Raw genomic sequence first — 25,505 nt, 5'->3', positions numbered from 1 at the left:
AGACCCCGTGAGCACTCCGCAGGGCGAACCGCGCCCGGACCCGTCCACCCCACCCGGTTCCGCGGCAGCGGACGACGCCGCCCGCGGCGTTGCGCGCCGAACGGACCGCTCCGAGGGCGCGGACCGTCCTCTGGGTGCCGACGGCTCGTGCGCGACCGCCCCGTCCGCACCGGGCCCCGTGGCGGACGACGCCGCACGCCGCCCCGCGGCGGACACCCCGGACGGGAAGCACCACATCAATCCCGCGCGCCTGGAGGTGCGCGTGCGAAGGCTCGCCCTGCTGGGGCTCGTGCTGGTGCCGGTGGTCTACTTCATCGCCCAGTCGCTGCGCTGACGCACACGGAGGCCCCCGCCGTGCGGCGGGGGCCTTCGTGTGCGCGGCAGGGGCTCAGTGCTGGGAACCGGGAGCGGTGAACTCCACGTCCAGGTCGATGCGCACCTTGTCCGAGACCATCACGCCGCCGGCCGCGAGCGCGGCGTTCCAGGTGATGCCGAACTCCTTGCGGGAGATGGTGGTGGCGGCGGTGAACCCGGCACGGGTGGTGCCGAAGGCGTCCACGGCCACCCCGTTGAACTCGGTGTCCAGCGTGACCTCGCGGGAGACCCCGCGCAGGGTGAGCGTGCCGGACACCGTGCCCTCCCCGTCCGTGAGGTCCAGGCCCGTGATCTGGTAGGTCATCTCGGGGTGGTTCTCCACGTCGAAGAACTCCGCGGAGCGCACGTGGTTGTCACGGCCCTCGTTCTTGGTGTCCACGGAGGCCACGTCGATGCTCACCAGACCCGTGGAGCGGGAGGCGTCCTCGGTCACCGTGAGCTCACCGGACACGGTGCCGAACACCCCGCGCACCTTGGAGATGCCGGCGTGGCGGACGGAGAACCCGACCTCGGTGTGGGCGGGATCCAGGGTCCAGGTGCCGGTGGTCATTCCGTCGAGAGTGCTCATGATCTGCTCCTCAGCTTGGTGGTGGGGGGCGGCTCCGCACCGCCCAGGTGCTTGCTTCGGAAACTAATATACGGCCATTAGCGTGACGCGTCAACATGTTCTTCGGAAACTTTTACTGCCTACCCGGGCCGCCTGCTCCCCCTCGACGTGGAGACCGGCCCGCAACCGTGTCCCCGCCGCTCCCGACCCCAGCTCCAGGCCCGCTCCCCCGAGAGCTCAGCCGTTACTCAGAGCGGGAGGTCCAGCACCGAGTTGTGGCTCAGACCGTGGAACTGGCGCTGGTGGTAGACCAGAGGACTGCCGGAGCCCCCCTCCCCCAGGACGTCCACCACAGCGGCGTTGAACACCAGCGCGGGTCCGGCCTTGATGCGTGCGAGGGGAACGGCTCGGAGCACCCGACGCACCCCCAGAAGCCGCGGTTCACCCGTGGGCAGGGTGTCCCAGTCCATGTCCGCGCCGAAGCGGGGTGCGCCGGAGATGGCAAAAGAGCGGGCGAGCTCCACGTTGTCGGAGTCCAGGAAGTGCACCACGAAGGAGTCCGCGGTGGCCACGACGGCGGCCGAGCCGCGCTTGGCCTGCAGCGAGAAGCCCAGGATGGGCGGATCCGCGGAGATGGAGGAAACGGAGGACGCCGTGAGCCCCACCGGCCCCTCCGGGCCGGCCACGGTGATGATGGCGATGCCCGCCGGGTGCTGCCCGAAGGCCGACTTGAAGCCCTCCGTGAGCCGGGGGTCGCTGTGGAGCGCTTCCGTGGGGGCCACCAGGTCCACGGCCTGCGCGGCCACCCGCTCCGCCTCCCCACCCGTCTCCGGCACGCCCTCCGCGAGCGCGCCCCGCTCAACGGTCACGGCGTTGTGGCGGGTCTCGCTACTGGCACGGTGCGGCATCATCTGGTCCTCTCCCACGGCTGCTGCTCCGGGGTCCACGGCCCGGTCCTCGCTCTCCCACTACGCTTCGATCCTGCCAGGAATCGCCCGAGCGGGGCACGGTTCCGAGGTCCACATTCTGGTCCACACGGGGCAAACGGACGTCACAGTGGGGGACAGATTCGCACCTGCAACTCCACCGTTGAGCCCACAGATACCCCGCAACTGGGGCTGCGGGGAGCCGCGCGCCACTCACAACCACCCGGCAGACCGGATACCCAGCCGCTCCCGGCGCCGCACCGGGGCTCGGTCGATTCCATGTCATCCGATGCTCTTGTACTCCCTCGCGTAGTGGACGAGCGGACGAGAGGTGGCGGCCGTGCCCTCGCCCCTTCCCATGGCGGTGACCCTCCCGACCACCACCAGGTGCGTGGCGGCCGTGTGGGTGGACACGGTGTCCAGCTCGAACCAGCTCAGGCACCCGTCGAGCACCGGCGTCCCGGAGCGCTCGGTGCGGTGGAACGGCACGGAGTCCAGCAGCCCGTCCACGGGGTTGCCGGGACTCGCGAGCCAGTTGGCCACCGAACGCTGCCCCGCGCTCAGCAGCGAGAGCGTCCAGGACCCGGAGGCCGCCACGGCCTCGCACATCCGCCCCATGTCGTACAGGCACACGAGCATGGTGGGCGGGTCGTAGGAGACGTCCGCGAACGCCGTCACGGTGATCGCGTGGTCCTTGCCGCGGTAGCGCGAGCAGACCACACCCACTCCCGAGGCGTGCTCGGCGGCCAGGCGTCGGTAGCGCTCCACCTGCGTCTCGCTGGGATGGCTGTCCACGGGCTCGATCTCCATGGCCCCAGTGTTCCACCGACCCACCCCGTGCGCAGGGCCGGCGGTTCCCCGGGGTGTGCCCCGCCTGCGGGCGCAGCGGCGCTGCAGTTCACGTGGGCACACGGGGACAGCGAGCCCGCACCGCCACCGGGCACGCACCGCCGCCGAACACCGTCACCGAGCCCCGGCGCCGCGTCCGCCCGTCATCCGCAGCGTGATGTTGAGCCGCCCGCCCTGGCGCAGCCCGAGCCTGCGGCCCCCGGTGCCAGGAAGCACCCTTGGTACGCCGTGGAACGCATAGCGCGAGGGCCCCCCGAACACGAACAGGTCCCCCGAGCGCAGCTCCACGTCCTGGTACGGCGCCGTGCGGGTCTCGGTGTTGCCCAGGCGGAACACGCACGTGTCCCCGAGGGACAGCGAGACGATGGGCGCGGCGGAGAACTCGTCCCGGTCCTGGTGCATGCCCATGTGCGCCGCGTCGTCGTAGAAGTTGACCAGCGCGGAGTCGGGGCGGTGCTCCTGCGCCACCCGGCGAGCACCGTCGAACCCCGGGTCCACTGCCGCGGGGGCGTCCTCCGTGCCGTACGCGTCCGCGACCGCCCGGCGGCCGAGCTCCACGAGCCAGTCCGGCAGCTCCAGCAGCCGCCGCCCCGCGGACGCACCGTAGCGGTAGTCCACGCCGCCCGCGCCGAGCATGACCGACTGCACGGACATCCGCCCACCGCCGGGCATCACGTGGTGCGTCATGGGCGCGGCCCGCACCCAGGCACGGCACTGCGTGACCAGCTCCTGCTGGCGGGCAGGGTCCAGCCAGTCCGGGACGTGCACGGCCCCGGGCGCGAGCACGGCGGGCCCGCGCGGCACGGTGAACAGTTCGTCGAGCTCGTACTCGGCCATGGGGCGAGCCTAGAGTCCCCGTCCGACACCAGGGGACGACGCCGCACCCCGCCTCCCCGGCCCGGACACCCTGGCGGCCGTCCCCCACGGGGCCCCTCCCGCGGACGCCGTCACTGCCGCACCCGTCATCGGCACGGAAGGGGCCGCCCCACCGCGCGGGCCCCGGCCCTGGAATACCGCGGCCGCCCGCCACGTTATTTCCACAGCAAGTTTTCGTCTGGAAAGGTTCCGTCATGGCCCTGCCCCTGTCCGTCATCGACTTCGCCACCGTGCGGGAGAACCAGTCGGTGGGTGAGAGCTTCGCGGACTCCGTGACGCTCGCGCAGCACGCCGAGAAGCTGGGCTACTCCCGCGTCTGGTACGCCGAGCACCACAACATGCCCACCATCGCGTCCTCCGCCCCGGCCGTGCTGATCGCGCACGTGGCGGCCCACACCGAACGGATCCGGCTGGGCTCGGGTGGCGTGATGCTGCCCAACCACTCCCCGCTGACCGTGGCGGAGCAGTTCGGCACCCTCGCGGAGCTGCATCCCGGGCGCATCGACCTGGGGCTGGGCCGCGCCCCCGGAACGGACCCGCGCACCCTGCAGGCGCTGCGCCGCTCCCCCGAGGCCGCGGAGCACTTCCCGCAGGACGTCAAGGAGCTGCAGGGCTACCTGCGGGACCAGTCGATCGTCCCCGGCGTGCGGGCGGTGCCGGGTGCGGGCACGAACGTGCCGCTCACCATCCTCGGCTCGTCACTCTTCGGAGCGCAGCTCGCCGCGGCCTACGGTCTGCCCTACGCGTTCGCCTCGCACTTCGCCCCGGACGCCCTGGTGGATGCGGTGGCCGCGTACCGCTCCCAGTTCCAGCCTTCCGAGCAGCTCGCGGAGCCGTACGTGATCGCCGCGGTGAACGTGATCGTCTCCGAGGACGCGCAGGATGCGGCCCGCCAGCTCGAGGCCACCCAGCGGGCACGCGTGAAGGCCATGGTGGGGCGCGGGCGCGAGTTCACGGACGAGGAGATGGACATGGTCATGGCCTCCCCCGCCGCGTCCCAGATCCTGCACATGCTCAGCTACATGGGCGCCGGCACCCCGGACACCGTGGTGGACTACCTGCGCCGGTTCGCGGACCACGCGGACGCGGACGAACTCATGATCTCGCCGCTGTCCACCCGCCAGCCGGACGTCCTGCAGTCCATGGAGCTGCTCGCGAACCACTGGTCCTGAGCCCCGGCTCGGCGCGGGTGCGGCCCACAGCGCGCCGGGCAGGCACCCACGCCGTCGTCCTCGCCCGCCACCACCGGCATGCGCTGGTTCCGCAGCGGCGTGACGGCGACGCCGCCCCCTGCCCACACCGCGTGAGCGCACGGCAACGGTCGCGGCCCGGGGGAGCCGACGCCGCGGCGTCAGCCCCCCCGGGCGTCAGTTCGGGCCACGCCCGCGGACGGCATCCCGCACCACCTCCGAGGAGATCAGGCACATGGGCACGCCGATCCCGGGGCGCACCGAGGATCCCGCGTAGAACAGCCCCTCGATCCCGGGATCGCTCACGCCCGGGCGGAACACGGCGGACTGGCGCAGGGTGTGCCCGGGCCCGAGCATGGATCCGCGCCACGCGTTGACGTCCGCGGCGAAGTCCCCGGGACCGTAGGTGCGCCGCACCACGATCCGCTCGGCGAGGTCCGGGATCCGCGCCCACCGTGCGAGCTGGGCGATCGCGGCGTCCGCCACCTGCTCCACCCGGGGCGATCCCGGCTCGCGCACCTCTGGCGTGCTCACCCCACCGCGACCCCACTCGGGGACCGCCGGGGAGGGCACCAGGATGAACAGGTTCTCGTCCCCCGCGGGCGCGGTGCCCGGATCGGTGGCCGAGGTCTTGGACACGTAGATCGACGTCTCCTGAGCGAGCGGCGAGCCGTCCGCGATCCGCCCGAAGTTGTCGTCCCAGTCCGCGGTGAACAGCAGGTTGTGGTGCACCAGCTGCGGCAGCCTCCCGCGCACACCCAGGCACACGAGCACCCCGGAGGGCCCGGGGTCGCGGTGGTTCCAGCGGGACTCCGGCGCGCGGAACGGGTCCGGCAGCAGCTGCGTCTGCAGGTGGTGCAGGTCGGTCGCGCCGATCACCACGTCCGCGGGGACCGTCACCTCCGCGGTGCCCTTGCCCCCGGGGCCGACGACGCCCGCGCCCGCCGCGCGGTAGGTGATCCCCGTGACGGAGCCGGCCGAGCGGCGTCGTGCGCGGGCGGCCGAAAGGCGCGAGCGCAGCGAGGCGGGGGCGGGGTCCACGCGCAGGCCCGTGACCGTGGCGCCGGTGACGACCTGCACCCCGGCCTCGCGGACCAGCCCGGTCATCGCGTCCACGAGTGCGGCGAACCCGCCCACGGGGTACTGCACGCCGTCGGTGAGGTCCAGGTGGGACATCAGGTGGTACATCGCGGGCGCGGTGTCCGGGGAGGCCCCCAGGAACACGGCGGGGTAGCCCAGGATCTGGCGCTCGCGGGGGTCCCGGAAGCGGGAGGCCACGTAGCGCTTCATGGAGGTGCTCAGCAGCCCGGCCAACCGGGGCAGGTTCTTGAGGACCTCGGGGCGGAGCAGGTCCGCGGGGTGCGCGAAGTCCGTGTAGAGGAAGTGCTCCTTGGCGAGCTCGTAGACCTCCGCGCCGGAGTCCAGGTACTCCCGCAGCGCGTGCGAGGACCCGGGATCGAGCCGCTCGAAGAGCTCCTCCGCCTCCCCGCTGACCACGTCCGTGGGGGGCTCGTACAGGTGCTCCTCGAAGAACGTGCGGTAGCCGGGGCTCAGCCGGCGCAGGTCCAGCTGCTCGTCCGCGCTGGAGCCCATGAGCCGGAACCAGCGGTCGATGACCTCCGGCATGAGGTACCAGCTGGGGCCGGTGTCGAACGTGAAGCCCTCCGCGGACCACCGCCCGGAGCGCCCTCCGAGCGTGTCCTGCTGCTCCAGGAGCGTCACCTCGTGGCCGTCCCGGGCGAGCAGACCCGCCGTGGCCAGTCCCGCGAACCCGCCGCCGATCACCACCGTGCGTGTCATGCCACCACCGATCCCTTCAGAGAGCGGGCCGCGATGCGCAGCTTCACCGCGGGGGGCACGCTCACGCGCCGCCGGGTGAGCTCCTGCGCGGGCACCTGCGCGATCCGCCGCGCGAGCTCCTGGAAGAGACCGTGCGCAATGGCCACCGCGCGGCGGGCCCGGCGGTCCAGCGCGCGGATGCCGGGGACGGCGGCGTCGAGGTCCGCCGTGAGGTCCGCGAGCAGGGCGTGCTTCTGCTCCTCCGTGAGGTGCTCCGGGTCCGCGCCGGGGAAGTAGGTGCGGCCCAGCTGGTCGTGGTCCGCGCCGAGGTCCCGCAGGAAGTTGACCTTCTGGAAGGCCGCCCCCAGCCGGCGCGCGGCGGCCCGCAGCTGCTCCCGCTGCTCCGGGGTCCCCGCGCGGGTGCCGGGCATGCCCATGAAGACCTCCAGGCACATCAGGCCCACCACCTCGGCGGAACCGTAGATGTAGGACTCCAGGGAGGCGCCGTCGTGCTCCGCGACCTGAAGGTCCGCGCGCATGGAATCGAAGAACGGTGCGGTCAGCTCCGCACCGAAGCCGTGACGACGCGCGACGTCCGCGAAACCGTGGACCACGAGGTCCGTGGAGAACCCCGTGGCCAGTGCCTGTTCCACCGCGGCCTCGTACCCGTCCAGCGCGGCACGCACCTGCCCGGGGTCCAGCCCTGCGGCCCCGGCCGTGCCGTCCACCACCTCGTCCGCGACCCGCACGAGCGCGTAGATCCCGGCGATGTCCCGACGCACGTCCGCGGGCAGGGTGCGGCACGCGAGGGAGAAGGACGTGGAGTACTCGCCGATCACACGCCCGGAGGCGGCCAGCGCGGTGGCCGTGTACAGGCGCAGCGACGCGGTGGGCGGCGCGTCCGGGTGGGTCATGGAAGTCCTCACTACGAGTGTCTGTTCAGGACGTGGTGGCACAGCTCGTGCAGCTGCTCGCGCTGGGTCGGCGGCAGCGGGAGCCCGTCCAGGATGCCGCGGGCCCGGTCCACGAGATCGGTGGCGAGCGCCACCCCCGCCTCCCGCGCGCCCGACGCCGTCAGGGCCGCCCGCGCGGCCGCCACCGTGGTGGTTCCCGCCGCGAGGTCCTCGAGCACCCGGCGGACGTCAGGGGTCTGCATCCCGTGGGCGGTCAGCACGGTGGCCTTGCCCGAGCGGAGGTCCGCGTCCACGGACTTGCCCGTCACCTCGGGGTCCCCGAAGGTTCCCAGGACGTCGTCCACCACCTGGTAGCCCACCCCGAGCAGCGCTCCCGCGCGGGCCAGGCGCTCGGCCTGCTCCGCGGGCGCCCCGGCGAGCAGCGCACCCGCGCGCAGCGGCGCCTCGAACGAATACGTGGCGGTCTTCAGCCGCTCCATGTCCAGGATGTCCTGCACCCCGGGGTGCTCCGCCCCGAACCGGTGCAGGGACAGCAGCAGGTCGTCCAGCTCCCCGGCTGCGGACGCGGACACCGCCTCGAAGACCACGTCCGCCACGGCACGCGAACGCTCCGGGTGGGTGGTGCACGTGGTCGCCAGCCGCAGCGCGCCCGCGAGCAGCAGGTCCCCGGCGAGGATCGCCGCGGACTCCCCCGCGTGCTCGGCCTCGTGCTCAGGTGCCCCCGCTGCGGCGGCGTCCCGGCGGAACAGCTCCCCCACCGTGGGCCGGCCGCGTCGCCGCCAGTCGCGGTCCACCACGTCGTCGTGCACCAGCAGGGCGGCGTGCAGCATCTCGAACGACGCCGCCAGCCGCACGCACTGCGGGTCCGGCAGCTCGTGCGCGGGGGACCCTTCGGGGCCGGCCGCTGGTGCCCCCGGAGGAACAGAGGCGGGTGCTCCCGCGGGAACGGAGGCGGGTGCTCCGGACGGGCCGGGCGCCGGTGTGCCGGCGCGGCCAGGTGCGGCTGCTCCGGCGGAACCGGCGGCGGCGAACGCGGACCAGGCAATGTGCGTGAGGCGGGGCCGGATGAGCTTGCCGCCGGCCAGCTGCCCGCGCACCCGTTCCCACAGCACGGGGAACCCCGGGCTGGCGGGAACACGGTTGCCCGGGGCGGCGAAGAACTCGTCCAGCTCGTGCTGGACGGCGGTGCGGAACCGGACCCAGGCGGCGTCGTCCACCGGCAGGGAGGCCGCGGGGGACGTGTCCCGCACCCGGGACGGGCGGGGAGCGGCGAGGATCGCGGAGGGGTCCGGTCCGGGCGCGCTCACGGGCTCCCCCCGGTGCCACCGAGCCGCCCGCCCGGCCTGGGCGCCGCCGTGTCCATGGCACCGGCGGGCCCAGCTGCGGGGGTCTCAGCGGGCTTCTCCGCCGGGCGCTCCCGCAGCTCGTCCAGGTGGGCCTCCATGCGCGCCGCGGTCCCCGTGAGGAACTGCAGGACGGCCTGCCTGCCGGACTCGTCCAGGGCTGCGAGCTGCTCCTCGACCATCGCCACCATGGGGGCCACGTGGGCGGCCACCTCCGCCCTGGAACGGTCCACGGCACGCACCGTCATGCGGCGGCGGTCCTCCTCGTGCGGCTCGCGGACCACGTGCCCGGCGCGGACCAGCCGGTCCACCATGGCAGTGGCGGAGGCCGTGGTGATGTGCAGCGCGCGGGCCAGCTCCGTGGGGCCCATGGGGCGGCGCAGCAGCAGGGCCATGGCCGTGTAGTCGGTGTCCCGCAGCCCCATGGTGCGGCGCACCTGGAAACCGATCTCCTGGTTCAGGGTGATCACCCGCCGCAGCGCACGCGAGTGGGGCCCGGCGTTGACGAGCTCCGCGCCGCTGCTGTCCATGCCGCACCTCGAGTCCACGATGGTTAGATCATCTAGTAAGCATCATGCGGTACACGGGCGAACGCTGTCCAACCCCGTGCACCCAGTCCGGCGTGCCACCTCCGGCGGCGCACCCGCGCATGTCCGGAGGGTGGCCCCACCGGTTTCCACGGCACGTCCGGCACCTGACGGCCGGGGCGCCTGCGCCGTCGCCGCCGCTCAGCCCAGCCGGCGCAGCGCCCTCATCACGGAGCCGCCGTAGCCCCCGCCGAAGCGGATGGCGTGGATCAGCAGCGGCGGCAGCTGGTACCACGGCACACGCTGGTGCCAGCCGTCGGCGAGGGGGTAGGTCTCGTCGTAGGCGGCAAAGCAGTCCCGCCCGAAGCCGCCGAAGAGCTGCATCATGGCGAGGTCGTACTCCCGGTGGCCGTAGAACGCCGAGGGGTCGATGAGCCAGTTCGCGCCCGCGCGGTCCACCACCCGGTTCCCGGCCCAGAGGTCTCCGTGCACCAGGCTCGGGGGCTCGGGCGGCCCCGCGAGCTCGGCGGCCCGCGGAGCGAGGCTCGCCAGCAGGCCCGACGCCGCGGGGTCCAGGTTCCCGGCATCGACCGCCTCGCGCAGCAGCGGCTCGATGCGGCGCCGCAGCAGGAAGTCCGCCCAGTCGTCGGTGGGGGTGAGGTCCACGGGCGCCGATCCAATGCGCTCGGGGAGGTCCGGGGAGAGCCACCCCACGTGCGGCGCGCGGGCCCGGTGGATCAGGGCCAGCCCGGTGCCGAAGCTGCGTTCCGTGGCGGCGTCACGGCCGCCCGAGGCCTCGTCGATCCACTCCAGCACGAGCGCGTCCTCGCTCACGTGGCGCACGCGCGGGACCCGCACCTCCTCGGGGCACACCGCGCGCAGCGCCTCCAGCCCCGCGGCCTCGACCGGCAGGACCCCCTCGGCGGCGTGCGGCATGGTCTTGGCGAACAGAGGACCCGCCGGGGTCTCCAGGCGGAAGGCGTTGGCACTGTCCCCGCCGCTGAGCGGGTGGGCGGCGCGGACGTGAAGATCGCTCACGAGCTCCCGGGGGAGCTGGTCCAGGTGTGACATGACTCCTGTCTAGCACCGCGCTCCGACAGGCGCACGGGCCGGCGGAGGTCTCGGAGAGCCGTCGCGGTGGGGCGCGTCGCAGCGTCCCGCCCCCCGTCAACGGCATGCGTGTGCATGGACAACGGTGCCGCACCGCCGCGTCGTGACCCCCGCCTCACCAGGCACGATGCGCCGCGTTGCTAGCATGTCGTCATCACTGCCCCACGCCATTGCACGACGGCGCCCGCGCACCCGGACGCGTCGGCGCACGTTCGTGACACCCGTTCCGCGCTGACCCGCTGCGAGGACATCATGGCCCCCTTCCTGCACCGTCACCGCCCCGAAACCTTCCTCTACGCCCTGGCCGCCGTTCTCGGTGTCCTGGGCGCGGTGGGCTACGCCGGCTCCTACTTCTCCAGCGACTGGGCCGTGAGGTACCCGGTCCTGCCCTTCTTCCTGGTGCTGCTGGCGGGTTCCCTCACCCTGACCGCCGTGACGCTGTCCCTGGTGCGGCTCTTCCACCAGGACCGCTACCCGGAGGACCCGCTCGATCCGGAGGCCCCCTCGGCCGCACCAGCCGCCGAGGACGCCCCGCGCAGCGGCAGCTCGGCGGCGCATCCGCCCCGCTGAGGCCGAAGGCGCTCCGCCGCCCGGACTTTTGACAGACCAGCGGCCCGTGCTACCGTCGCTCGCACATCAAGGATCATGAGTTCCGGCGCAAAGCTCTGGCTGGCCGGACGGCAACCCTCCTGCTGTAGTGGGGTGCCCCAGATGACGATCCGGCCGTCGCGCAACCGCGTGATCGGCAAGTACGGCGCTCGGATCTCACACCTCCGGCGTCCTACCGCCGGAGGTTTTCTCGTATGCCCGCACCGTTGGCAGCAGCCCGCACCGCCCCCGTCCACCCGGTGGAGCCTCCCACGGGCACGTCCTGGCTCGTGCGCCGGCCCCGCCGCTCCACGCTCGTCTCGTTCGAGGTGTTCCCGCCACGTCCCACCGCGGACCCGAACACCGTGTGGCGCAGCATCGACGCCATGGCCCAGGCCGGCCCGGACTTCTTCTCCGTCACGCACGGCCACTCGGGTGCCCCCGGCGTCACCCGTGAGGCGCTGCGGCACCTGCGCCGCACCACGAACACCCCGGTCATGGCCCACTTCACGTGCGGCGGCACCGATCGCGCGGGCCTGGAGAGCGCCGTGGAGCAGCTGCTGGACGACGGCGTCCGCGACCTCCTCGCCCTGCGCGGGGACCCGCCGCTGGGCGGCGCCGAGTGGGTGACCCCTCCGGGCGGATTGAACCGCGCCTCGGACCTCGTGCGGCTCGTGCGGGACGTGGAGCGGCGTCGTTTCGGGGACGGGTTCCGCCCCGGGACCCGGCCGCTGTCCGTGTCCGTGGCCTGCTACCCCTCACCCGCGCGGGGGCGTGACTTCGAGGCGGACCTCGCGTCCCTGTGGGACAAGCAGGAGGCCGGCGCGGACTACGGGATCACCCAGGTGCTCTACGAGCCCGAGGACTACGCCCGGTTCCTGGAGCGGGCCCGCTCCGAGGGCATCCACATCCCCGTGGTGGCCGGGCTGATGCCCCTCACGGACCCCCGGCGGCTGCGGCGGATGACCGAGATCACCGGCGTCTCCGTGCCGCGGCGCCTCACGGACTTCCTCGCCGCGGACTCCCCCGAGGACATGCGCCACCGCGGCATCGCGGCCACGCTCTCGCTCATCGACGACCTCCTGGACCTGGGCTGCGCCGGGTTCCACCTCTACACGTTCAACCGGCCCGAGGCAGCACTCACCATCCTGGAGCACCTGCGCGTCCGGGACGCCGCCCGGGAGTACCGCGGCCGCAGTCCCGCGGTGTAGCCCGCGGCGTAGCCCCGGCGGCAGCCAACCGGGGACCCGCGCGCCGCGCCCCCAGGCCCCCAGGCCCCCAGGCACTCGGACATTCAGACACCCCACCACCCGTTTCGCGAGCGCACCCGCCCGCGAGCGCGGTTCCGCACACCCTCTTCCACCCCAGACAACCCCTGACACCCCTGACGAAGGAGTTCCCATGACCACCCAGCACACCCCCGCGTTCCCCACCGCCACCGTCCTGGGCTATCCCCGGATCGGCCCGGACCGCGATCTCAAACGGGCCCTGGAGGCCTACTGGAAGGACCCGCGGGAGCACCCCGCGAGCACCGTCCTGGACACCCTCGCGCAGCTGCGGGAGCGCACGACGACGCGGCTCACCCAGCTCGGTCTGACCGACGACGCCGCCGTGCCCGGCGAGGGCTTCGCCGTGGACCACGTGCTGGACACCGCCCTCGCCCTGGGTGCGGTGCCGGCCCGCTTCGCCGCGGACGGCTTCCGTGCCGCCGCCCCGGACACCGCGCGCGGCATCGAGCTGGTGACCACCCTGTCCCGGGGCACGGACCACCTGGAGCCGCTGGAGATGACCAAGTGGTTCGACACGAACTACCACTACTACGTTCCCGAGATCGGGCCGGACACACCCCTCAGCGCGCACCCCGAGAGCCTCGTGTCCCGCTACCGGGACACCCTGCGCCGTACCGGGACCAGGACCCGCCCCGTGCTCGTGGGCCCGGTGACGCTGCTGCTGCTGTCCCGCCCCGAGACCACCGACGACGCCCCGGCCGACCCGCTGGCCCGGCTCGACGACGTGGTGGGCCACTACCTCACGATCCTCTCGGAGCTCGCGGCTGCTGGCGTGCAGTGGGTGCAGCTGGACGAGCCCGCGCTCGCCGCGGACGGCTGGGCCGTGGACCGCGCGGAGATCGTCACGGCCCTTGAAGCCGCCTACGCCCGGCTCACCCACCCCGTGCACCGGCCCGCGGTGCTCGTGACCGTGGGCTACGGGGAGGCCGGGGAGGACGCGCTGCTCGCCCTCGCCCGGACGGACGCGGACGCCCTGGCCGTGGACCTCGACCGCGGGGACGTGCCCTCGGCCGCCGCGCTCGAGGCGTGGGGCGGACGTGCGGTGGTGGGCGGCGTCGTGGGCGGGCGCACCGTGTGGCGCACGGACCTGGCCCGCGCCGTGGACACCCTGGACCGGTTGCGCGCCGCGGCGCACGGGCCGGTGGCTGTGGGCACGGCGACGCCGCTGCTGCACGTCCCGCACGACGCCGCCCGCGAGACCGGGCTGGACCCCGAGGTGCGCCGCTGGGTGGCGTTCGCGGACCAGAAGGTCACCGAGGTGGCGGACCTGGCCCGCGGCGTGGCCCACGGGTGGGACGCGATCGCGGAGCCCCTGGCCGAGGACGCCGAGATCCGCGCCGCCCGTGCCGCGCACCCGGCCACCCACCGGGCGGAGGTCCGCGAGCGCACGGCTGCGGTGCGGCCCGAGGACCGGGTGCGGGCGGCGTCGGAGGAGCGCCGGGCGGCCCAGCACGCGCGGCTGGACCTGCCCCCGCTGCCCACCACGACCATCGGCTCCTTCCCACAGACGGCCGAGATCCGCGCAACCCGCGCCGCCCACCGAGCGGGGCGCCTGGACGAGGGCGCCTACACGGAGGCGATCCGCGAGGAGATCGCCCGGACCGTGCGCGCCCAGGAGGAGCTGGGCCTGGACGTGCTCGTGCACGGTGAGCCCGAGCGCAACGACATGGTGCAGTACTTCGCGGAGGCCCTGGACGGCTTCGCCACCACGCAGCACGGCTGGGTGCAGTCCTACGGTTCGCGGTGCACGCGCCCGTCCATCCTGTTCGGGGACGTCTCCCGGCCGGCATCCATCACGGTGGACTGGACGCGGTATGCGGCGTCGCTCACGGAACGGCCCGTCAAAGGCATGCTCACGGGTCCGGTCACGATCCTCGCGTGGTCCTTCGTGCGGGACGACGTCCCCGCGGCCGAGGTCGCGGACCAGGTGGCGCTGGCCCTGCGGGACGAGATCGCGGACCTGGAGGCCGCCGGGACCGCCGTGATCCAGGTGGACGAGCCCGCCCTGCGCGAGCTGCTGCCGCTGCGCGAGGCGGACCGCCCCGCGTACCTGGACTGGTCCGTGGGCTCCTTCCGGCTCGCCACGGGCGCCGCCGGGACCGCCACCCAGATCCACACGCACCTGTGCTACTCGGAGTTCGAGACCGTGCTGGACGCCATCGAGGGCCTGGACGCGGACGTCACCACCCTGGAGGCCTCCCGCTCGGGCTCGGGCATCGTGGCCGGTCTCGCGGCCGCGGACTTCCCGCGGGACGTGGGCCCCGGCGTGTGGGACATCCACTCCCCGCGCGTTCCCACCTTCGAGGAGGTCGCCCAGCGCGTGCGGCACGCGGCGCACGCCATCGGCGCGGGGCGCGTGTGGGTCAACCCGGACTGCGGGCTCAAGACCCGCGCGTGGCCCGAGACGGAGGCCGCCCTCGACCGGCTGGTCGCCGCGGCCGTCACGGTGCGCGCGGAGCTCGCGCGGGACGACGCCGCCGCGCAGCCCCGTGACGCCCGGCCCGCCCTCGCCGCGGAGCGCTGAGCACCGCACCCCACGGCGTTGCACCCCCACGGCACCGACGGCCCGCACGGCCCGAGCGGGCCGCGATCCAGAGCACACGGCGTGGCCGTGCCGCTGCCTCCACCGGGCGGCACGGCCACCGAGGAACGGAGAATCTCATGAGCACCACCACGGCTCCCCCACCGCTGGGGACACCGATCGTCCAGCCCATCCACCACAGCGCGGCGTACGCGTTCGAGACCCTCGCGGACGCCCGCGCGGTGTTCGCCCAGCGGGCCGGCGGGTTCACGTACGCACGGACGGGCAACCCGAACGTGGCGGCGCTGGAGGCGGAGATCGCCCGGCGGGAGCGCGGGGTGGGTGCCGTGGCGGCGTCGTCGGGCCAGGCGGCCGTGGCGCTCGCGCTACTGACGCTCACGGGACCGGCGCGGGACGCGCACGCCGTGGTGTCCTCGCGGATCTACGGCGGGACCGTGGACCTGCTCACGGACAGCCTCGCGGACACGGGTCTGGAGGTGACGTTCGCGGACCCGCGCGTTCCCCAGCAGTGGGAGGACGCGGTGCGGGACGGCACCCGCGTGTTCTTCCTGGAGACGATCGCGAACCCACTCACCGAGCTGCCCGAGCTGGAGGCCATTGCGCGGATCGCCCACCGCCACGGTGCGGTGGTGCTCGTGGACAACACCGTGGCCACCCCGCAGCTGTGCACGCCCGGGGAGCACGGCGCGGACTTCGTGGTGCACTCGGCCACCAAGTACCTCGCCGGGCACGGCGGCCCCCTGGGCGGGCTGCTCGTGGCCACGGGCCGTTTCGACCCCGCGGACGACGCCGCCCGCTGGCCCTGGCTCACCGAGGCCCACCACCGCTGGGGCGGGCGGTCCCCGGTGGAGGTCTTCGGCGCGCAGAAGGCCGTGCTGGGCGTGGCCCGCTGCAAGTACCTCAACGACCTGGGCCCGTGCCTGGGAGCCACCGCCGCCCACGAGATCCTGCAGGGCACGGCCACCCTGGACGTGCGGGTGCTGCGCCAGTCCGCCACCGCCGCAGCACTCGCGGCCGTTCTTGTGGACCACCCCGCGGTGGAGCGTGTGCACCACCCGTCCCTCGCCGAGGGGCGACAGCACGAGCTGTACGCGGAGGGCGGCTACCGCGGGGGCGGCGGGCTGCTGTCCTTCGAGGTCCGCGGCACCGCGGCGGACGCGGAGACCGTGGTGAACGGGCTGCAGCTCATCCGGCTCGCGGCCAACATCGGGGACGTCCGCACTCTGGTGGCCCACCCGGCCGGCATGACCCACTGCCGGCTCACCCCCGAGCAGTTCCGGGCGAGCGGGATCACCGAACGGACCCTGCGGCTCTCCGTGGGGCTCGAGGACCCGGCGGAGCTCACGGCGGACCTGCTGCGGGCGCTCGCGCGGCTCGCCCCCGCCGCGGCGGTTCCCTCCGCTGAGGCCCCGGCCACGCAAGCCCCCGCACGCCCACGAGAACCTGTGACCGCCGCGGCCGGCTGAGTGCCGGCCGCTGAGCGCGACCCGCAGAACGCCGTCCTCAGAGCTGCGTCTCCTGCGCACCCACCATCGGGTGTGCCCCGCGGCCCGCACTGTCCGCCGCCGGAACGCAGCACCGCCCGCAGTGCCCACCACCGTTCAGACGAGGAGCCCCACCATGACCCGCCCCACCGACGCCCTGCCGGGACTTGCCACCCGCGCCGTCCACGACGGCCAGCAGCCGGACCCCGTGACCGGCGCCGTGGTCCCGCCCATCTACCAGACCTCCACGTTCGTGCAGGACGGGGTCAACGAGTTCCGCACCGGCGGCCACGAGTACAGCCGGGGTTCCAACCCCACGCGCAACGGCTTCGAGGAGCAGCTCGCGTCCCTGGAGCGCGGCACGCGCGCCTTCGCGTTCGCCTCCGGGATGGCCGCGGAGGACGCCCTGCTCCGCGCGGTCCTCGCTCCCGGGGACCACGTGGTGCTCGCGTCGGACGTCTACGGCGGCACGTTCCGCCTGGTGGACCAGGTCCTCTCCTCGTGGGGCATCGAGCACAGTGTCGTCCCCTCCGCCTCCGCCGACGACGCCGCGGCCACCGTCCGCCCGGGCGTCACCCGGGTGCTGTGGCTGGAGACGCCCTCCAACCCGCTGCTCAGAGTGGCGGACGTTGCCGCGTGGGCGGTGGTGGCCCGCGACGCCGGTGCCCTGCTCGTCGTGGACAACACCTTCGCCACACCCGCCCTCCAGAATCCCCTGACCCTGGGGGCCCACGCGGTGGTGCACTCCACCACCAAGTACATCGGGGGCCACTCGGACGTCCTCGGCGGTGCGGTGGTGGTGGGCGACGCCCCGTGGCGGGGTGAGCCACTCGCCGAACTGATGGCGTTCCAGCAGTTCGCGTGCGGTGCGGTGGCCGGCCCGTTCGACGCGTTCCTGGCCGCGCGCGGTCTCAAGACCCTGCCGCTGCGCGTGGAGCGGCACTGCGTCAACGCGCTGGAGGTCGCCCGGTTCCTGCGGTCCCGGGAGGACGTGGCCGAGGTGAACTACCCCGGCCTGGAGGAGCACCCGCAGCACGAGCTGGCCTCACGGACCCTCAACGGCGGTTTCGGGGGCATCGTCTCGTTCCGCCCGGCCGGAGGTGTGGCCGCGGCCCACGAGTTCGTGCGCGCGTCCCGGCTCTACAGCCTGTCGGTGAGCCTGGGCGGTGTGGAGTCCCTGGCGTGCGTGCCGCAAAGCATGACCCACGCCTCCCGGGTGGGCACCCCGTACGAGGTGCCGGAGGACCTGGTGCGGCTGTCCGTGGGGATCGAGGACCTCGCGGACCACCTGGCGGACCTGGAGCAGGCGCTGGACGCCGCCGCTGGGGCGGCCAGCGGGGACAGCAGGGGTAGCAGGGACACCAGCAGCGTGGCACGCGCCGCGTGAGCGGGTGGGAGTGTGGGGCGCCGGAGGACGGGAGCGCCGGAAAACGGGCCGTGCACCCGCCGGACCTCAGGAGCCCACCGGACCCGGCGGCGGCGTCGTCGTCCGAGCGACCACCCAGCCAGCCCCGCAACCTGGCGGCGTCGTCCGAACGTCACGCGCGCCGCCCGCACCACCCGGCGGCGGCGTCCGAACAGCCACCCCCGCCACCCACTACCATGGGGGCACAAGCCACCGGACCGCCGTTCCCCCAGATCCTCACCGGATGGGGCCGGCCGCCCGGGGCACGGAGTGGGACGGACGAGGAGCGCATCGGGTGGAGGTCGCTGTATCCGCGATCGGCAGCCGCGGGGACGTCGTCCCGTTCGCCCACCTCGCCTCCCGGCTCAGCGCGGCGGGCCACCGCGTCACCCTCGTGACCCACGACTCCGCCGTGGACTCCCTGCCTCCCGATCTGCGCGTGCTCCCCGTCCCGAGCGACCCGCGAGCGCTGATGGCCGGTCCCGCCGGACGCGCCGCCCTGCGCTGGAACCCCCGGGACCTGAACCGCTCACGGGATCTGTTCGCGGACTTCCTGCACTCCGGCTACGCGCCCGCACGGGAGGCGCTGCGGCACGCGGATGTGCTCGTGGCCTCCACGTTCTCGATTGCCGCGGTCCACGCCGCCCTGCAGCGTCACGTCCCGGTGGTGCGCGCCCACATGTGGCCCGAGTACCCGGGGCTCGCCGGGCCCATGCCCCTGCTGCCCTACTCGTGGCGTGCCCCCGCCCCCGCACGACGTGCGGCCCGGCGCGCCCTGCGCCGCGCCGAACCGTACCTGGGCGGCGTGGCCGGGACCTGGCGCCGGGGCCGCCTCCACCTCTCGGCGCGCCACCCGGTGGGCCTCACCACGGCCACCGCCGGAACGCTCTACGCCTTCAGCCCCCAGCTGCTGCCCGCCCTCCCGCCGCGGGGAGTGGTCACCGGCTGGTGGTCCGCCTCCGACGACGCCGCCCTGTCCCGTCCCGTGGCGGAGCTGCTGTCCCGCGGGGACTGGGTCTACGTCGGGTTCGGTTCCAACCAGCGCGGGGACCCCTCTGCCGTGCTGGAGCACGTGGGGGATGCCTGCGAGCGCGCAGGCGTCCGCGCCGTCGCCCAGCTCGGGAAGCTGCGCGGGCAGGTGCACCCGAACGTGGTCTGCGTGGGAGAGCAGCCCCACGAGGCCCTGTTCCGCCGCGTGCGCGCGGTGGTCCACCACGGGGGCGCGGGCACCACTGCCGCAGCGGTGCGCGCGGGAACGCCGTCCGTGGTGGTTCCCCACGTGGCGGACCAGTTCTACTGGGGCAGCCGGCTGCACGCCCTGGGCGTGGCTCCCCGCCCGCTGCCGCGGCGCACGCTCACCGGGCCCGGCCTCGCCCGGGCCCTGGAGGAGGCGCTGGACCCGGTCACCGCCGCGCGCGCCGAGCTGCTCGCCGAACGGGTGCGCGGGGAGGACGGCTGCGGCCGGGCGGTGCAGCAGATCGAGGACTGGCTGAGCCCGGCGGCGGCCCGGTGAGCGTGGCGCACGCCGTTCGGGGAGCGGGCTCCACCGCGGTGCCCACGGCCCTGTCCCCCCTGCGGATCGCGGCGGTCCCCATGCTCGCCGTCGCGGTGGTGCTGCTCCTCACCGCGGGGCGCTACGGACCGCACTGGGACGAGCTGTACTTCCGGGCCCTGCCGCTGGACTGGTGGTACGTGGACCAGCCGCCGCTCACGGTGTGGCTCACGTGGCTCGCGGCGCGGGTCAGCGACGACCTCTGGGTGCAGCGGCTGCCCGCGATCGCCGCGGCCGCGGCGGGTGCCCTCGTGGCGAGTCTCTTCCCCCGTGCCCTCGGCGCCGGCCCGTGGACGCAGCGCCTCGCGGCCTGGGCCCACGCGTTCACCGTCTACCCCCTGCTGATGGGCCACATCTTCACCACCAGCGCCATCGACCTGCTCGCGTGGGAGCTCACCCTCCTGCTGGTGCTGCGCGCCGCGCAGGGCAGACCGCGACTGCTGATATGGGCGGGCGTGGTGGCGGGTGCGGCCTGCTGGAACAAGCTGCTCGTCGTGGTGCTGCTCGCCGCGGTGTTCGTCTCCCTGTGCATGACGTGCCGGTGGCTGCTGGCCCGGGCCGAGACCTGGATCGGTGCGGGCCTGTTCCTGGTGATCGCGGCACCCCAACTGTGGGCGCAGCTGAGCCACGGGATGCCCATGTCCCAGGTCTCCGCCGGGCTGGTGGAGCAGCACGGCACCACCGTGCGGCTGCTGCTCCTGCCCGCGCTCGTGCTGTTCGTGGGACCGCCCTTCGTGCGCGTGGCGCTGGACGGCCTGCTGGACCCCTGGCGGGGCGGTGAGCGTGCCGCGCGCTTCCTGCTGCCCACCGTCCTGCTCGTGGTGGCCTTCACGCTCGTCTCCCCCTCCCAGCCGCACTACCCCGCGGGTGCGCTGCTGCCTGCCCTCTCCCTGGGGTGGACGAGCCCGCGGGTGCGGCGACGGTGGAGCCGGCCCAGGAGGTGCACCGTGGTCGCGGCCAACGCCGCCGTGGCCTGTCTCATCTGCCTCCCGGTCCTGCCCGCCACCCAGCCCTGGGTGGGCGTGCAGGCCACCGTGAACCCCACCGCGCGGGACCAGCTCGGGTGGCCGGCGCTGGCGGGCGAGGTGAGCCGCGCCCGGGGAGCCGGGGAGGACGTCGTCGTCGACAGCTACGCGCTGGCCGGTGCCGTGGACCGGTACGGGAGCGCCGCGGACCGGGAGGCACTGCACTCCGGGCACAACGGCCTGTGGGAGCTCGGCCCGCCGCGCTCCCAGCGGGTGGTGCTGGTGGGGGATCACGCCACCGCGCAGCGCGACGCCTTCGCCACCTGCACACCGGGGCCCTCGCCGCGCACCGGGCCCGTGGTGCACCCGGATCTCGTGGACGTTCCCGTGCTGCACTGCGAGGGGCCCGAGGCGGACTGGCAGACACTGTGGCCCCGGTTCCGTCGGCTCAGCGGCTGACCTCCTGCGCGCGGGGCTCCCGGAGGAGCAGGCACCCCGCCTCGAGGAGCAGCGCAAGCAGCATGGCGCCCACGATCACGAGCTCTCCGGCACCGGCCGGCACCACACCGCCCGGCAGCCGGCTCACGGCGGCGAACAGCAGGGCGGTGCTGGCCAGCACCACGCGGGCACCCCGGCGGCGGCGCAGCCACGGGGTGCCCGGGCGGATCCCCGAGGCCAGGAACCCCAGGGCCGGGACCACGAGCGCCAGCACCACGGCCGCGAGGTGCAGGCCCGCCCTGTTCCCCGCGGGAAAGACGCCGGTGGCCACCAGACCCGCGCCCATGACGACGACGCCGCCCGCCAGCACCCTGCCCCACCGGCCCCACAGACAGGCACCCGCTGCCAGGAGCAGCACCCCGGCGAGCGCGATCCCGGTGTTGAACACCCGGTGGCCGGGGGAGCAGATCCACCGGCCCCCGCGCACCCGGCACTCGCCGTCCCCGAGGTCGCTGATCATGTTCTCGTACCAGACGTAGGCGGTGCCCGGCGTGGACAGCGTCAGCACGGCGGTGAGGGCGACCACCAGGACCGCCGCCACCACGAGCAGCGCCCCGAGCCGGGCGCCGTCCCACGCCGCCTCCGGCTCCGGGCCGTCGAGGGGCGCACGGCGTCTCACCGCGACTGCCCCGCGCGCCGCCGGGGTGCGCGCCCGGTCACCTCGGGCACGAGTCCTCCGTGTTCTCCGTGTCAGCCGCGCCCGCCGCCGGGAACCGGAGGCGCATCCCACGCAGGATGTACCCCTCGATGAGGTTGTCCCACTCCAGCGTGGGCGCCTGCACCAGCACGGGCCCGTGGCCCAGCAGACGCAGCAGGAAGCGGTCCGTCTCCGTGATGGCCAGCGGCCGGCCCGGGCACTTGTGGGCCCCGTCGCTGAAGGCCATGCCCGTGGCGTCCGCGCCGGGCGGCATCGTCCGCCCGGGACACACCTCGGCCGGGTGCTCCCCCACGGCCTGCGGATCGGTGTTGGTCTGGCGCACGCAGATGTCCACGAGGTCCCCCGCCGGCACGGTCCAGCTGCTGCCACCGTCCGTGATCTCCACGGGTTCCTGCACGCGGCGGTAGAGGTGGCCCACCACCGGCTCCAGCCGCAGCAGCTCGTGCAGGATGGCGAAGCGCTCCTTCTCACCGGCCACGAGGTAGCGGGCGCGCAGCTCGTCGTTCTCCAGCAGGTGCCACGCGGCCATCACGATGAACTCGCGGGTGGTCACCATCCCCGCGGTGCCGTAGGTGACGCACTCCACCAGGATGTCCGCCGTGGAGTATCCCTCTGCCAGGAGGTGGCTGACCACGTCGTCCCCCGGGTTCCTGCGCCGGGCCCGGATGGCGGGGCGCACGTCCGCCAGGTAGAAGCGGGCAATGGGCACCAGGGCGTTGAACGCCGCACGGGCCCACTGCGCGCGGGTGCGCCCGTAGTCCGGCTTGGTCACGTCCAGCGGGGGCTGGTTGAAGAAGCTCACCAGGCGGCGGCACATCCCGTCCAGCGAGGAGTTGTCGATGCCCACGATCCCCCGCGTCACCTCCACGGTGAAGCGCAGGGCCAGCTCGTCCAGCAGGCACGTCCCACCCGCGCGGGCGGCGTCGGCGGCGAAGGCCGCGGCGCGGGACTCGATGTCCGGCAGGTGGCGGCGCGCCACCACGGCGGGGGCGAAGAACCGGGCGACCTCCTTGCGCTGCTCGTCGTGCAGCGGGCCGTCCGAGACCAGGATGGGGTGGTGGCGGAAGAACCCCTGGGGGATCGCCTCCGCGGTGAAGCCGGCCTGGGTGGTCGCGTGGCGCGCCTGCAGCACCTGCCGAGCCGCCGTGAGACCCCGGATCCGCCACACGGACCCCGTGTGCTCCACCCGGGGGTTCTCGGCCTCCCCGGCCTTTCGGGACCGGCGGACATCCGACTCGTCGACCACGTTGTGCCTCCCTCTCCTGCGCTGCACGGCAGTCTACGGCCCCGCTGGACGACGCCGCGGGGCCCGGTCCGCGGGCCGCTTCAGGGCCCGTCCGGGAGCCAGCCGGGGCCAGTCCGCGTGGCAGGTGCTCGGGTAGGGTGGGGGCAGTCGGAGCGCCCCGGCACGGGAAGGACAGCAATGGATCACGGCCAGTACCTCGTGCTGATGGGGCTGTGCGTGGCGATCACCCTGCCACTCGAGTTCATCGTGGGGGTCCGCGTCTACCGCCGCCCCCGGCGTCTGCTCAAGGTCATGCTGCCGGTGGTCGTCCTGTTCGTGGCGCGGGACCTGTGGGGCATCTACCGTGACCACTGGACCTACAACCCGGAGTTCATCACCGGCATCCACCTGGGCGCCCTGCCGCTCGAGGAGCTCGTGTTCTTCATCGTGATCCCCATCTGCGGTCTGCTCACCCACGAGGCCGTCGGCAAGATCCTCCGGCTCGTGCGGGGGACCGGGCCCCTGCGGTTCCGGTGGCCGGACGGCCTGGTCCGTGAGTCGCAGGAGGCGAGCCGCGCCGATGCCTGAGTACACACTTCTCACCATCCTCGGCGTCATCGCCGTGGTGCTCCTGGAGCTGCTGTGGGCCCGCACCGGGATCTTCCGCACCGCCACCTACTGGCTGGCCATGCTGATCGTCGAGTCCTTCCAGATCCCCGTGGACGGCTGGCTCACCAAGCTGTCCGACCCCATCGTGCTCTACAACCCCGAGGCCTCCTCGGGCATCCGCTTCCCGTGGGACATCCCGATCGAGGACTTCGGCTTCGGGTTCGCCATGGTGACCCTGACCATGATGCTCTGGCACCGGGCGGAGCGCCGCGAATCCCCAGAAGCAGCGGAGTGAGCTCCGCGGGCCGCCCGGCGAGCGGGACGCACGACACGCGCCCGCACCCCCGACGACGCCGCCGCGCTCCAGCCCCGCCTGGGGACCCGCACCGGCAGCGCCGCCGACGACGCGCCCACCCCCGCACCGTCCCCGCCCACCACGAGAAAGCCGCACCCTGATGAGCACTTCTGAACAGAACCACCCCGGACGAGACCGCCGCGCCGTGCGGCACCCGGGGCCCACCGGCGCGGAGCGGATCCAGGGTGAGCGCAGCGTCGTCGTGGTCGGAGGCGGGATCGCTGGCATCGCGGCCGCCACGGTGCTGGCCGAACGCGGCGTGCGCGTGACCCTGCTGGAGTCCACGGACCGCTTGGGTGGCCGGGTGGCCGCGTGGCCGCTGGACGACGGCCGCACCATGAGCCGCGGCTTCCACGCGTTCTTCCGGCAGTACTACAACCTGCGCTCGCTCCTGCGCCGCACGGATCCCACGCTGGAACGGCTGACCCCCGTGACCGACTACCCGCTGCTGCGCCAGGGCCGGCACGGGGACTCCTTCGCGCACATCCCCAGAACCCCGCCGTGGAACGTCCTGGGCTTCGTGCTGCGCAGCCCGGCGTTCACGCCCCGCACCCTGGCCAAGGTCAACGCCAGGGCCGCCCTGGAGATGATGCAGGTGCGCTTCCCCGAGACCTTCTCCGCCTACGACGGGGAGTCCGCGGCCATGTTCCTCGACCGGCTGCGCTTCCCCGAGGGCGCTCGGGACCTCGCGCTCGAGGTCTTCGCCCGCTCGTTCTTTGCGTCCCCCCACGACTTCGCGGCCGGGGAACTCGTGGCCATGTTCCACGCCTACTTCATCGGCTCCGCGGAGGGCCTCATCTTCGACGTCCCCACCGACGACTACGACGCCGCCATCTGGGCTCCCCTCGCACGACACCTCGCGGACCTGGGAGTCACCGTCCGGTGCGGTGCCACGGTGGAGGCAGTGGAGGTCGCAGACGACCACGCCACCGTCCAGGTGGGGCAGGACGCGCTCACCTCCGACGCCGTGGTCCTGGCCACGGATCCCCGGTCCGCACGAGAGCTCATCGGCGGTCTGCAGGCGCACACCCAGTCACCGGACGTCGCGCGGTGGCGCGACGCCGTGGGCGAGACCCGCAACGCTCCCCCGTTCGCCGTGCTCCGGCTCTGGTACGACGGCCTCGTGGATGCCGAACGGCCCGCCTTCGTGGGAACCAGCGGATTCGGCCCCGTGGACAACGTCTCCGTCCTGGAACGCTTCGAGTCCGGGGCCGCAGAGTGGTCCGCCAAGCACCACGGGTCCGTGGTGGAGGTGCACGCCTATGCCTGTGAGGACGGGGTGCAGCCCGGCACCCCCGAGGCCGCAGAACTCGAGAGGCGCCTCGAGGAGGAGCTGCACCGCGTCTTCCCGGAGTGCGCCGATCTCGGCGTGCACCACCGGGAGTTCCTCCTCCGGGAGGACTGCGCCCTGATCACGCCGGAGAACTGGGCCGGGCGTCCGGGCGTGGAGACGCCCATGGACCGTCTCGTGCTGGCCGGCGACTGGGTACGGTGCGACTACCCGGTGGCCTTGATGGAACGTGCGACGACGACGGGGTTCTTGGCGGGCAACGCGTTGTTGTCCCGGTGGGGTGTCGCGGGTGAGGACGTGTGGACCGTGCCGATGCGGGGCCTGCTCGCCCGCAGGGGTTGAACCGCCCCGCAGGGAGAACACCCGGGGCCGCGGCCGGGCCGGCAGTGCCCCGTCCGGCCGGCAGTGCCCGGTCGGGCCGGGCTGGGCCGGCTGGGTCGGGCTGGGCTGGGGGGGGTGTGCCTGGGTGGGCCGGGCCCCCGCGTCGACCAAGAACCCTGCTGTTAAATGTGGGGAGGCCCCACACCATTACTGGTGTGGGGCCTCGACCCTCTTTTCTGACGTGTATTCCGGCGGTGACTTACTCTCCCACACCCTACCGAGTGCAG

23 protein-coding genes and 1 riboswitch are annotated in these 25,505 nt (G+C 73.9%); of the genes, 12 read left to right on the top strand and 11 right to left on the bottom strand.

The window, feature by feature from the left end; genetic code table 11:
* Nucleotides 1-7 precede the first annotated feature (7 nt).
* A complete protein-coding gene (locus EAE32_RS09975) occupies nt 8-334 on the top strand; it encodes a hypothetical protein (protein ID WP_121846262.1) in 327 nt (108 codons plus the stop codon).
* A 54-nt stretch (nt 335-388) separates the two neighbouring features.
* Here the strand turns inward: EAE32_RS09975 and EAE32_RS09970 are convergent, their stop codons facing one another.
* From EAE32_RS09970 to EAE32_RS09955, 4 genes are all read right to left on the bottom strand, one after another.
* Nucleotides 389-943, bottom strand: coding sequence for a YceI family protein (locus EAE32_RS09970; protein WP_121846261.1), 555 nt, complete (start codon nt 941-943; stop codon nt 389-391).
* 227 nt (nt 944-1,170) lie between these two features.
* Nucleotides 1,171-1,869: a flavin reductase family protein gene (locus EAE32_RS09965; protein ID WP_338067537.1), complete on the bottom strand. Its 699-nt coding sequence runs from the start codon at nt 1,867-1,869 to the stop codon at nt 1,171-1,173.
* Nucleotides 1,870-2,130: 261 nt separating this feature from the next.
* Nucleotides 2,131-2,658, bottom strand: a complete 528-nt coding sequence (locus tag EAE32_RS09960; protein WP_121846260.1) for a flavin reductase family protein — start codon at nt 2,656-2,658, stop codon at nt 2,131-2,133.
* A gap of 153 nt (nt 2,659-2,811) precedes the next feature.
* A complete protein-coding gene (locus EAE32_RS09955) occupies nt 2,812-3,534 on the bottom strand; it encodes an alpha-ketoglutarate-dependent dioxygenase AlkB family protein (RefSeq protein ID WP_121846259.1) in 723 nt (240 codons plus the stop codon).
* A 233-nt stretch (nt 3,535-3,767) separates the two neighbouring features.
* Between EAE32_RS09955 and EAE32_RS09950 the strand changes: the two genes are divergently transcribed.
* Nucleotides 3,768-4,745 carry an LLM class flavin-dependent oxidoreductase gene (locus EAE32_RS09950; RefSeq protein ID WP_121846258.1) on the top strand — a complete coding sequence of 326 codons (978 nt, stop codon included), beginning with the start codon at nt 3,768-3,770 and terminating at the stop codon, nt 4,743-4,745.
* A gap of 195 nt (nt 4,746-4,940) precedes the next feature.
* On the opposite strand, the gene crtI is transcribed toward EAE32_RS09950, so the two are convergent.
* From crtI to EAE32_RS09925, 5 genes are all read right to left on the bottom strand, one after another.
* Nucleotides 4,941-6,563 (bottom strand): phytoene desaturase family protein, encoded by a 1,623-nt coding sequence (crtI, locus tag EAE32_RS09945; protein WP_121865057.1) that lies wholly within the window; start codon nt 6,561-6,563, stop codon nt 4,941-4,943.
* A complete protein-coding gene (locus tag EAE32_RS09940; RefSeq protein WP_121865056.1) occupies nt 6,560-7,456 on the bottom strand; it encodes a phytoene/squalene synthase family protein in 897 nt (298 codons plus the stop codon). Before EAE32_RS09940 ends, crtI begins: the two co-directional genes overlap by 4 nt.
* A gap of 11 nt (nt 7,457-7,467) precedes the next feature.
* Entirely contained in the window at nt 7,468-8,763 is a 1,296-nt protein-coding gene (locus tag EAE32_RS09935) for a polyprenyl synthetase family protein (protein WP_243635673.1), read from the bottom strand.
* Entirely contained in the window at nt 8,760-9,329 is a 570-nt protein-coding gene (locus tag EAE32_RS09930; protein ID WP_121865055.1) for a MarR family winged helix-turn-helix transcriptional regulator, read from the bottom strand. The genes EAE32_RS09935 and EAE32_RS09930 overlap by 4 nt, the downstream gene beginning before the upstream one ends.
* A 198-nt stretch (nt 9,330-9,527) precedes the next feature.
* Nucleotides 9,528-10,397: a fructosamine kinase family protein gene (locus EAE32_RS09925; protein ID WP_121865054.1), complete on the bottom strand. Its 870-nt coding sequence runs from the start codon at nt 10,395-10,397 to the stop codon at nt 9,528-9,530.
* 291 nt (nt 10,398-10,688) lie between these two features.
* Here EAE32_RS09925 and EAE32_RS09920 point away from each other — a divergent pair, with 291 nt between their 5' ends.
* The 7 genes from EAE32_RS09920 (at nt 10,689) to EAE32_RS09890 (ending at nt 20,720) form a co-directional block, all read left to right on the top strand.
* Nucleotides 10,689-11,006 carry a hypothetical protein gene (locus tag EAE32_RS09920; RefSeq protein ID WP_121865053.1) on the top strand — a complete coding sequence of 106 codons (318 nt, stop codon included), beginning with the start codon at nt 10,689-10,691 and terminating at the stop codon, nt 11,004-11,006.
* Nucleotides 11,007-11,077: 71 nt separating this feature from the next.
* A riboswitch (SAM riboswitch) is annotated at nt 11,078-11,194 on the top strand.
* Nucleotides 11,195-11,239: 45 nt separating this feature from the next.
* Nucleotides 11,240-12,235, top strand: coding sequence for a methylenetetrahydrofolate reductase (locus EAE32_RS09915; RefSeq protein WP_121865052.1), 996 nt, complete (start codon nt 11,240-11,242; stop codon nt 12,233-12,235).
* Between the two features lie 190 nt (nt 12,236-12,425).
* The gene (gene metE, locus EAE32_RS09910; protein WP_121865051.1) at nt 12,426-14,837 is read left to right on the top strand and encodes a 5-methyltetrahydropteroyltriglutamate--homocysteine S-methyltransferase; all 2,412 of its coding nucleotides are present in this window, start codon (nt 12,426-12,428) and stop codon (nt 14,835-14,837) included.
* A 137-nt stretch (nt 14,838-14,974) separates the two neighbouring features.
* Entirely contained in the window at nt 14,975-16,321 is a 1,347-nt protein-coding gene (locus EAE32_RS09905) for an aminotransferase class V-fold PLP-dependent enzyme (RefSeq protein ID WP_121865050.1), read from the top strand.
* 154 nt (nt 16,322-16,475) lie between these two features.
* Nucleotides 16,476-17,726 (top strand): cystathionine gamma-synthase, encoded by a 1,251-nt coding sequence (locus EAE32_RS09900; RefSeq protein WP_121865049.1) that lies wholly within the window; start codon nt 16,476-16,478, stop codon nt 17,724-17,726.
* Nucleotides 17,727-18,039: 313 nt separating this feature from the next.
* Nucleotides 18,040-19,257: a glycosyltransferase gene (locus tag EAE32_RS09895; RefSeq protein WP_165860499.1), complete on the top strand. Its 1,218-nt coding sequence runs from the start codon at nt 18,040-18,042 to the stop codon at nt 19,255-19,257.
* A 2-nt stretch (nt 19,258-19,259) separates the two neighbouring features.
* Complete coding sequence (locus EAE32_RS09890; protein WP_124035173.1) at nt 19,260-20,720, top strand: glycosyltransferase family 39 protein; 1,461 nt, start codon at nt 19,260-19,262, stop codon at nt 20,718-20,720.
* Here the strand turns inward: EAE32_RS09890 and EAE32_RS09885 are convergent.
* Both EAE32_RS09885 and EAE32_RS09880 read right to left on the bottom strand, forming a co-directional pair.
* The gene (locus tag EAE32_RS09885; RefSeq protein WP_165860403.1) at nt 20,710-21,378 is read right to left on the bottom strand and encodes a DUF998 domain-containing protein; all 669 of its coding nucleotides are present in this window, start codon (nt 21,376-21,378) and stop codon (nt 20,710-20,712) included. The two genes, EAE32_RS09890 and EAE32_RS09885, sit on opposite strands and share 11 nt — an antisense overlap.
* A gap of 37 nt (nt 21,379-21,415) precedes the next feature.
* Nucleotides 21,416-22,663 carry a cytochrome P450 gene (locus EAE32_RS09880; RefSeq protein WP_240625218.1) on the bottom strand — a complete coding sequence of 416 codons (1,248 nt, stop codon included), beginning with the start codon at nt 22,661-22,663 and terminating at the stop codon, nt 21,416-21,418.
* Nucleotides 22,664-22,840: 177 nt separating this feature from the next.
* Here EAE32_RS09880 and EAE32_RS09875 point away from each other — a divergent pair, with 177 nt between their 5' ends.
* From EAE32_RS09875 to EAE32_RS09865, 3 genes are all read left to right on the top strand, one after another.
* The gene (locus EAE32_RS09875) at nt 22,841-23,230 is read left to right on the top strand and encodes a lycopene cyclase domain-containing protein (protein ID WP_121846674.1); all 390 of its coding nucleotides are present in this window, start codon (nt 22,841-22,843) and stop codon (nt 23,228-23,230) included.
* A complete protein-coding gene (locus EAE32_RS09870; RefSeq protein WP_121846675.1) occupies nt 23,223-23,546 on the top strand; it encodes a lycopene cyclase domain-containing protein in 324 nt (107 codons plus the stop codon). The genes EAE32_RS09875 and EAE32_RS09870 overlap by 8 nt, the downstream gene beginning before the upstream one ends.
* Before the next feature lie 160 nt (nt 23,547-23,706).
* Nucleotides 23,707-25,239: an FAD-dependent oxidoreductase gene (locus EAE32_RS09865; protein WP_121865045.1), complete on the top strand. Its 1,533-nt coding sequence runs from the start codon at nt 23,707-23,709 to the stop codon at nt 25,237-25,239.
* The last annotated feature ends 266 nt before the right edge of the window (nt 25,240-25,505 follow it).

It is taken from the genome of Kocuria tytonicola (genome assembly GCF_003687175.1).
Classification (GTDB): Bacteria; Actinomycetota; Actinomycetes; order Actinomycetales; family Micrococcaceae; genus Kocuria; species Kocuria tytonicola.
This window is presented reverse-complemented; position numbering and strand designations above follow the sequence as displayed.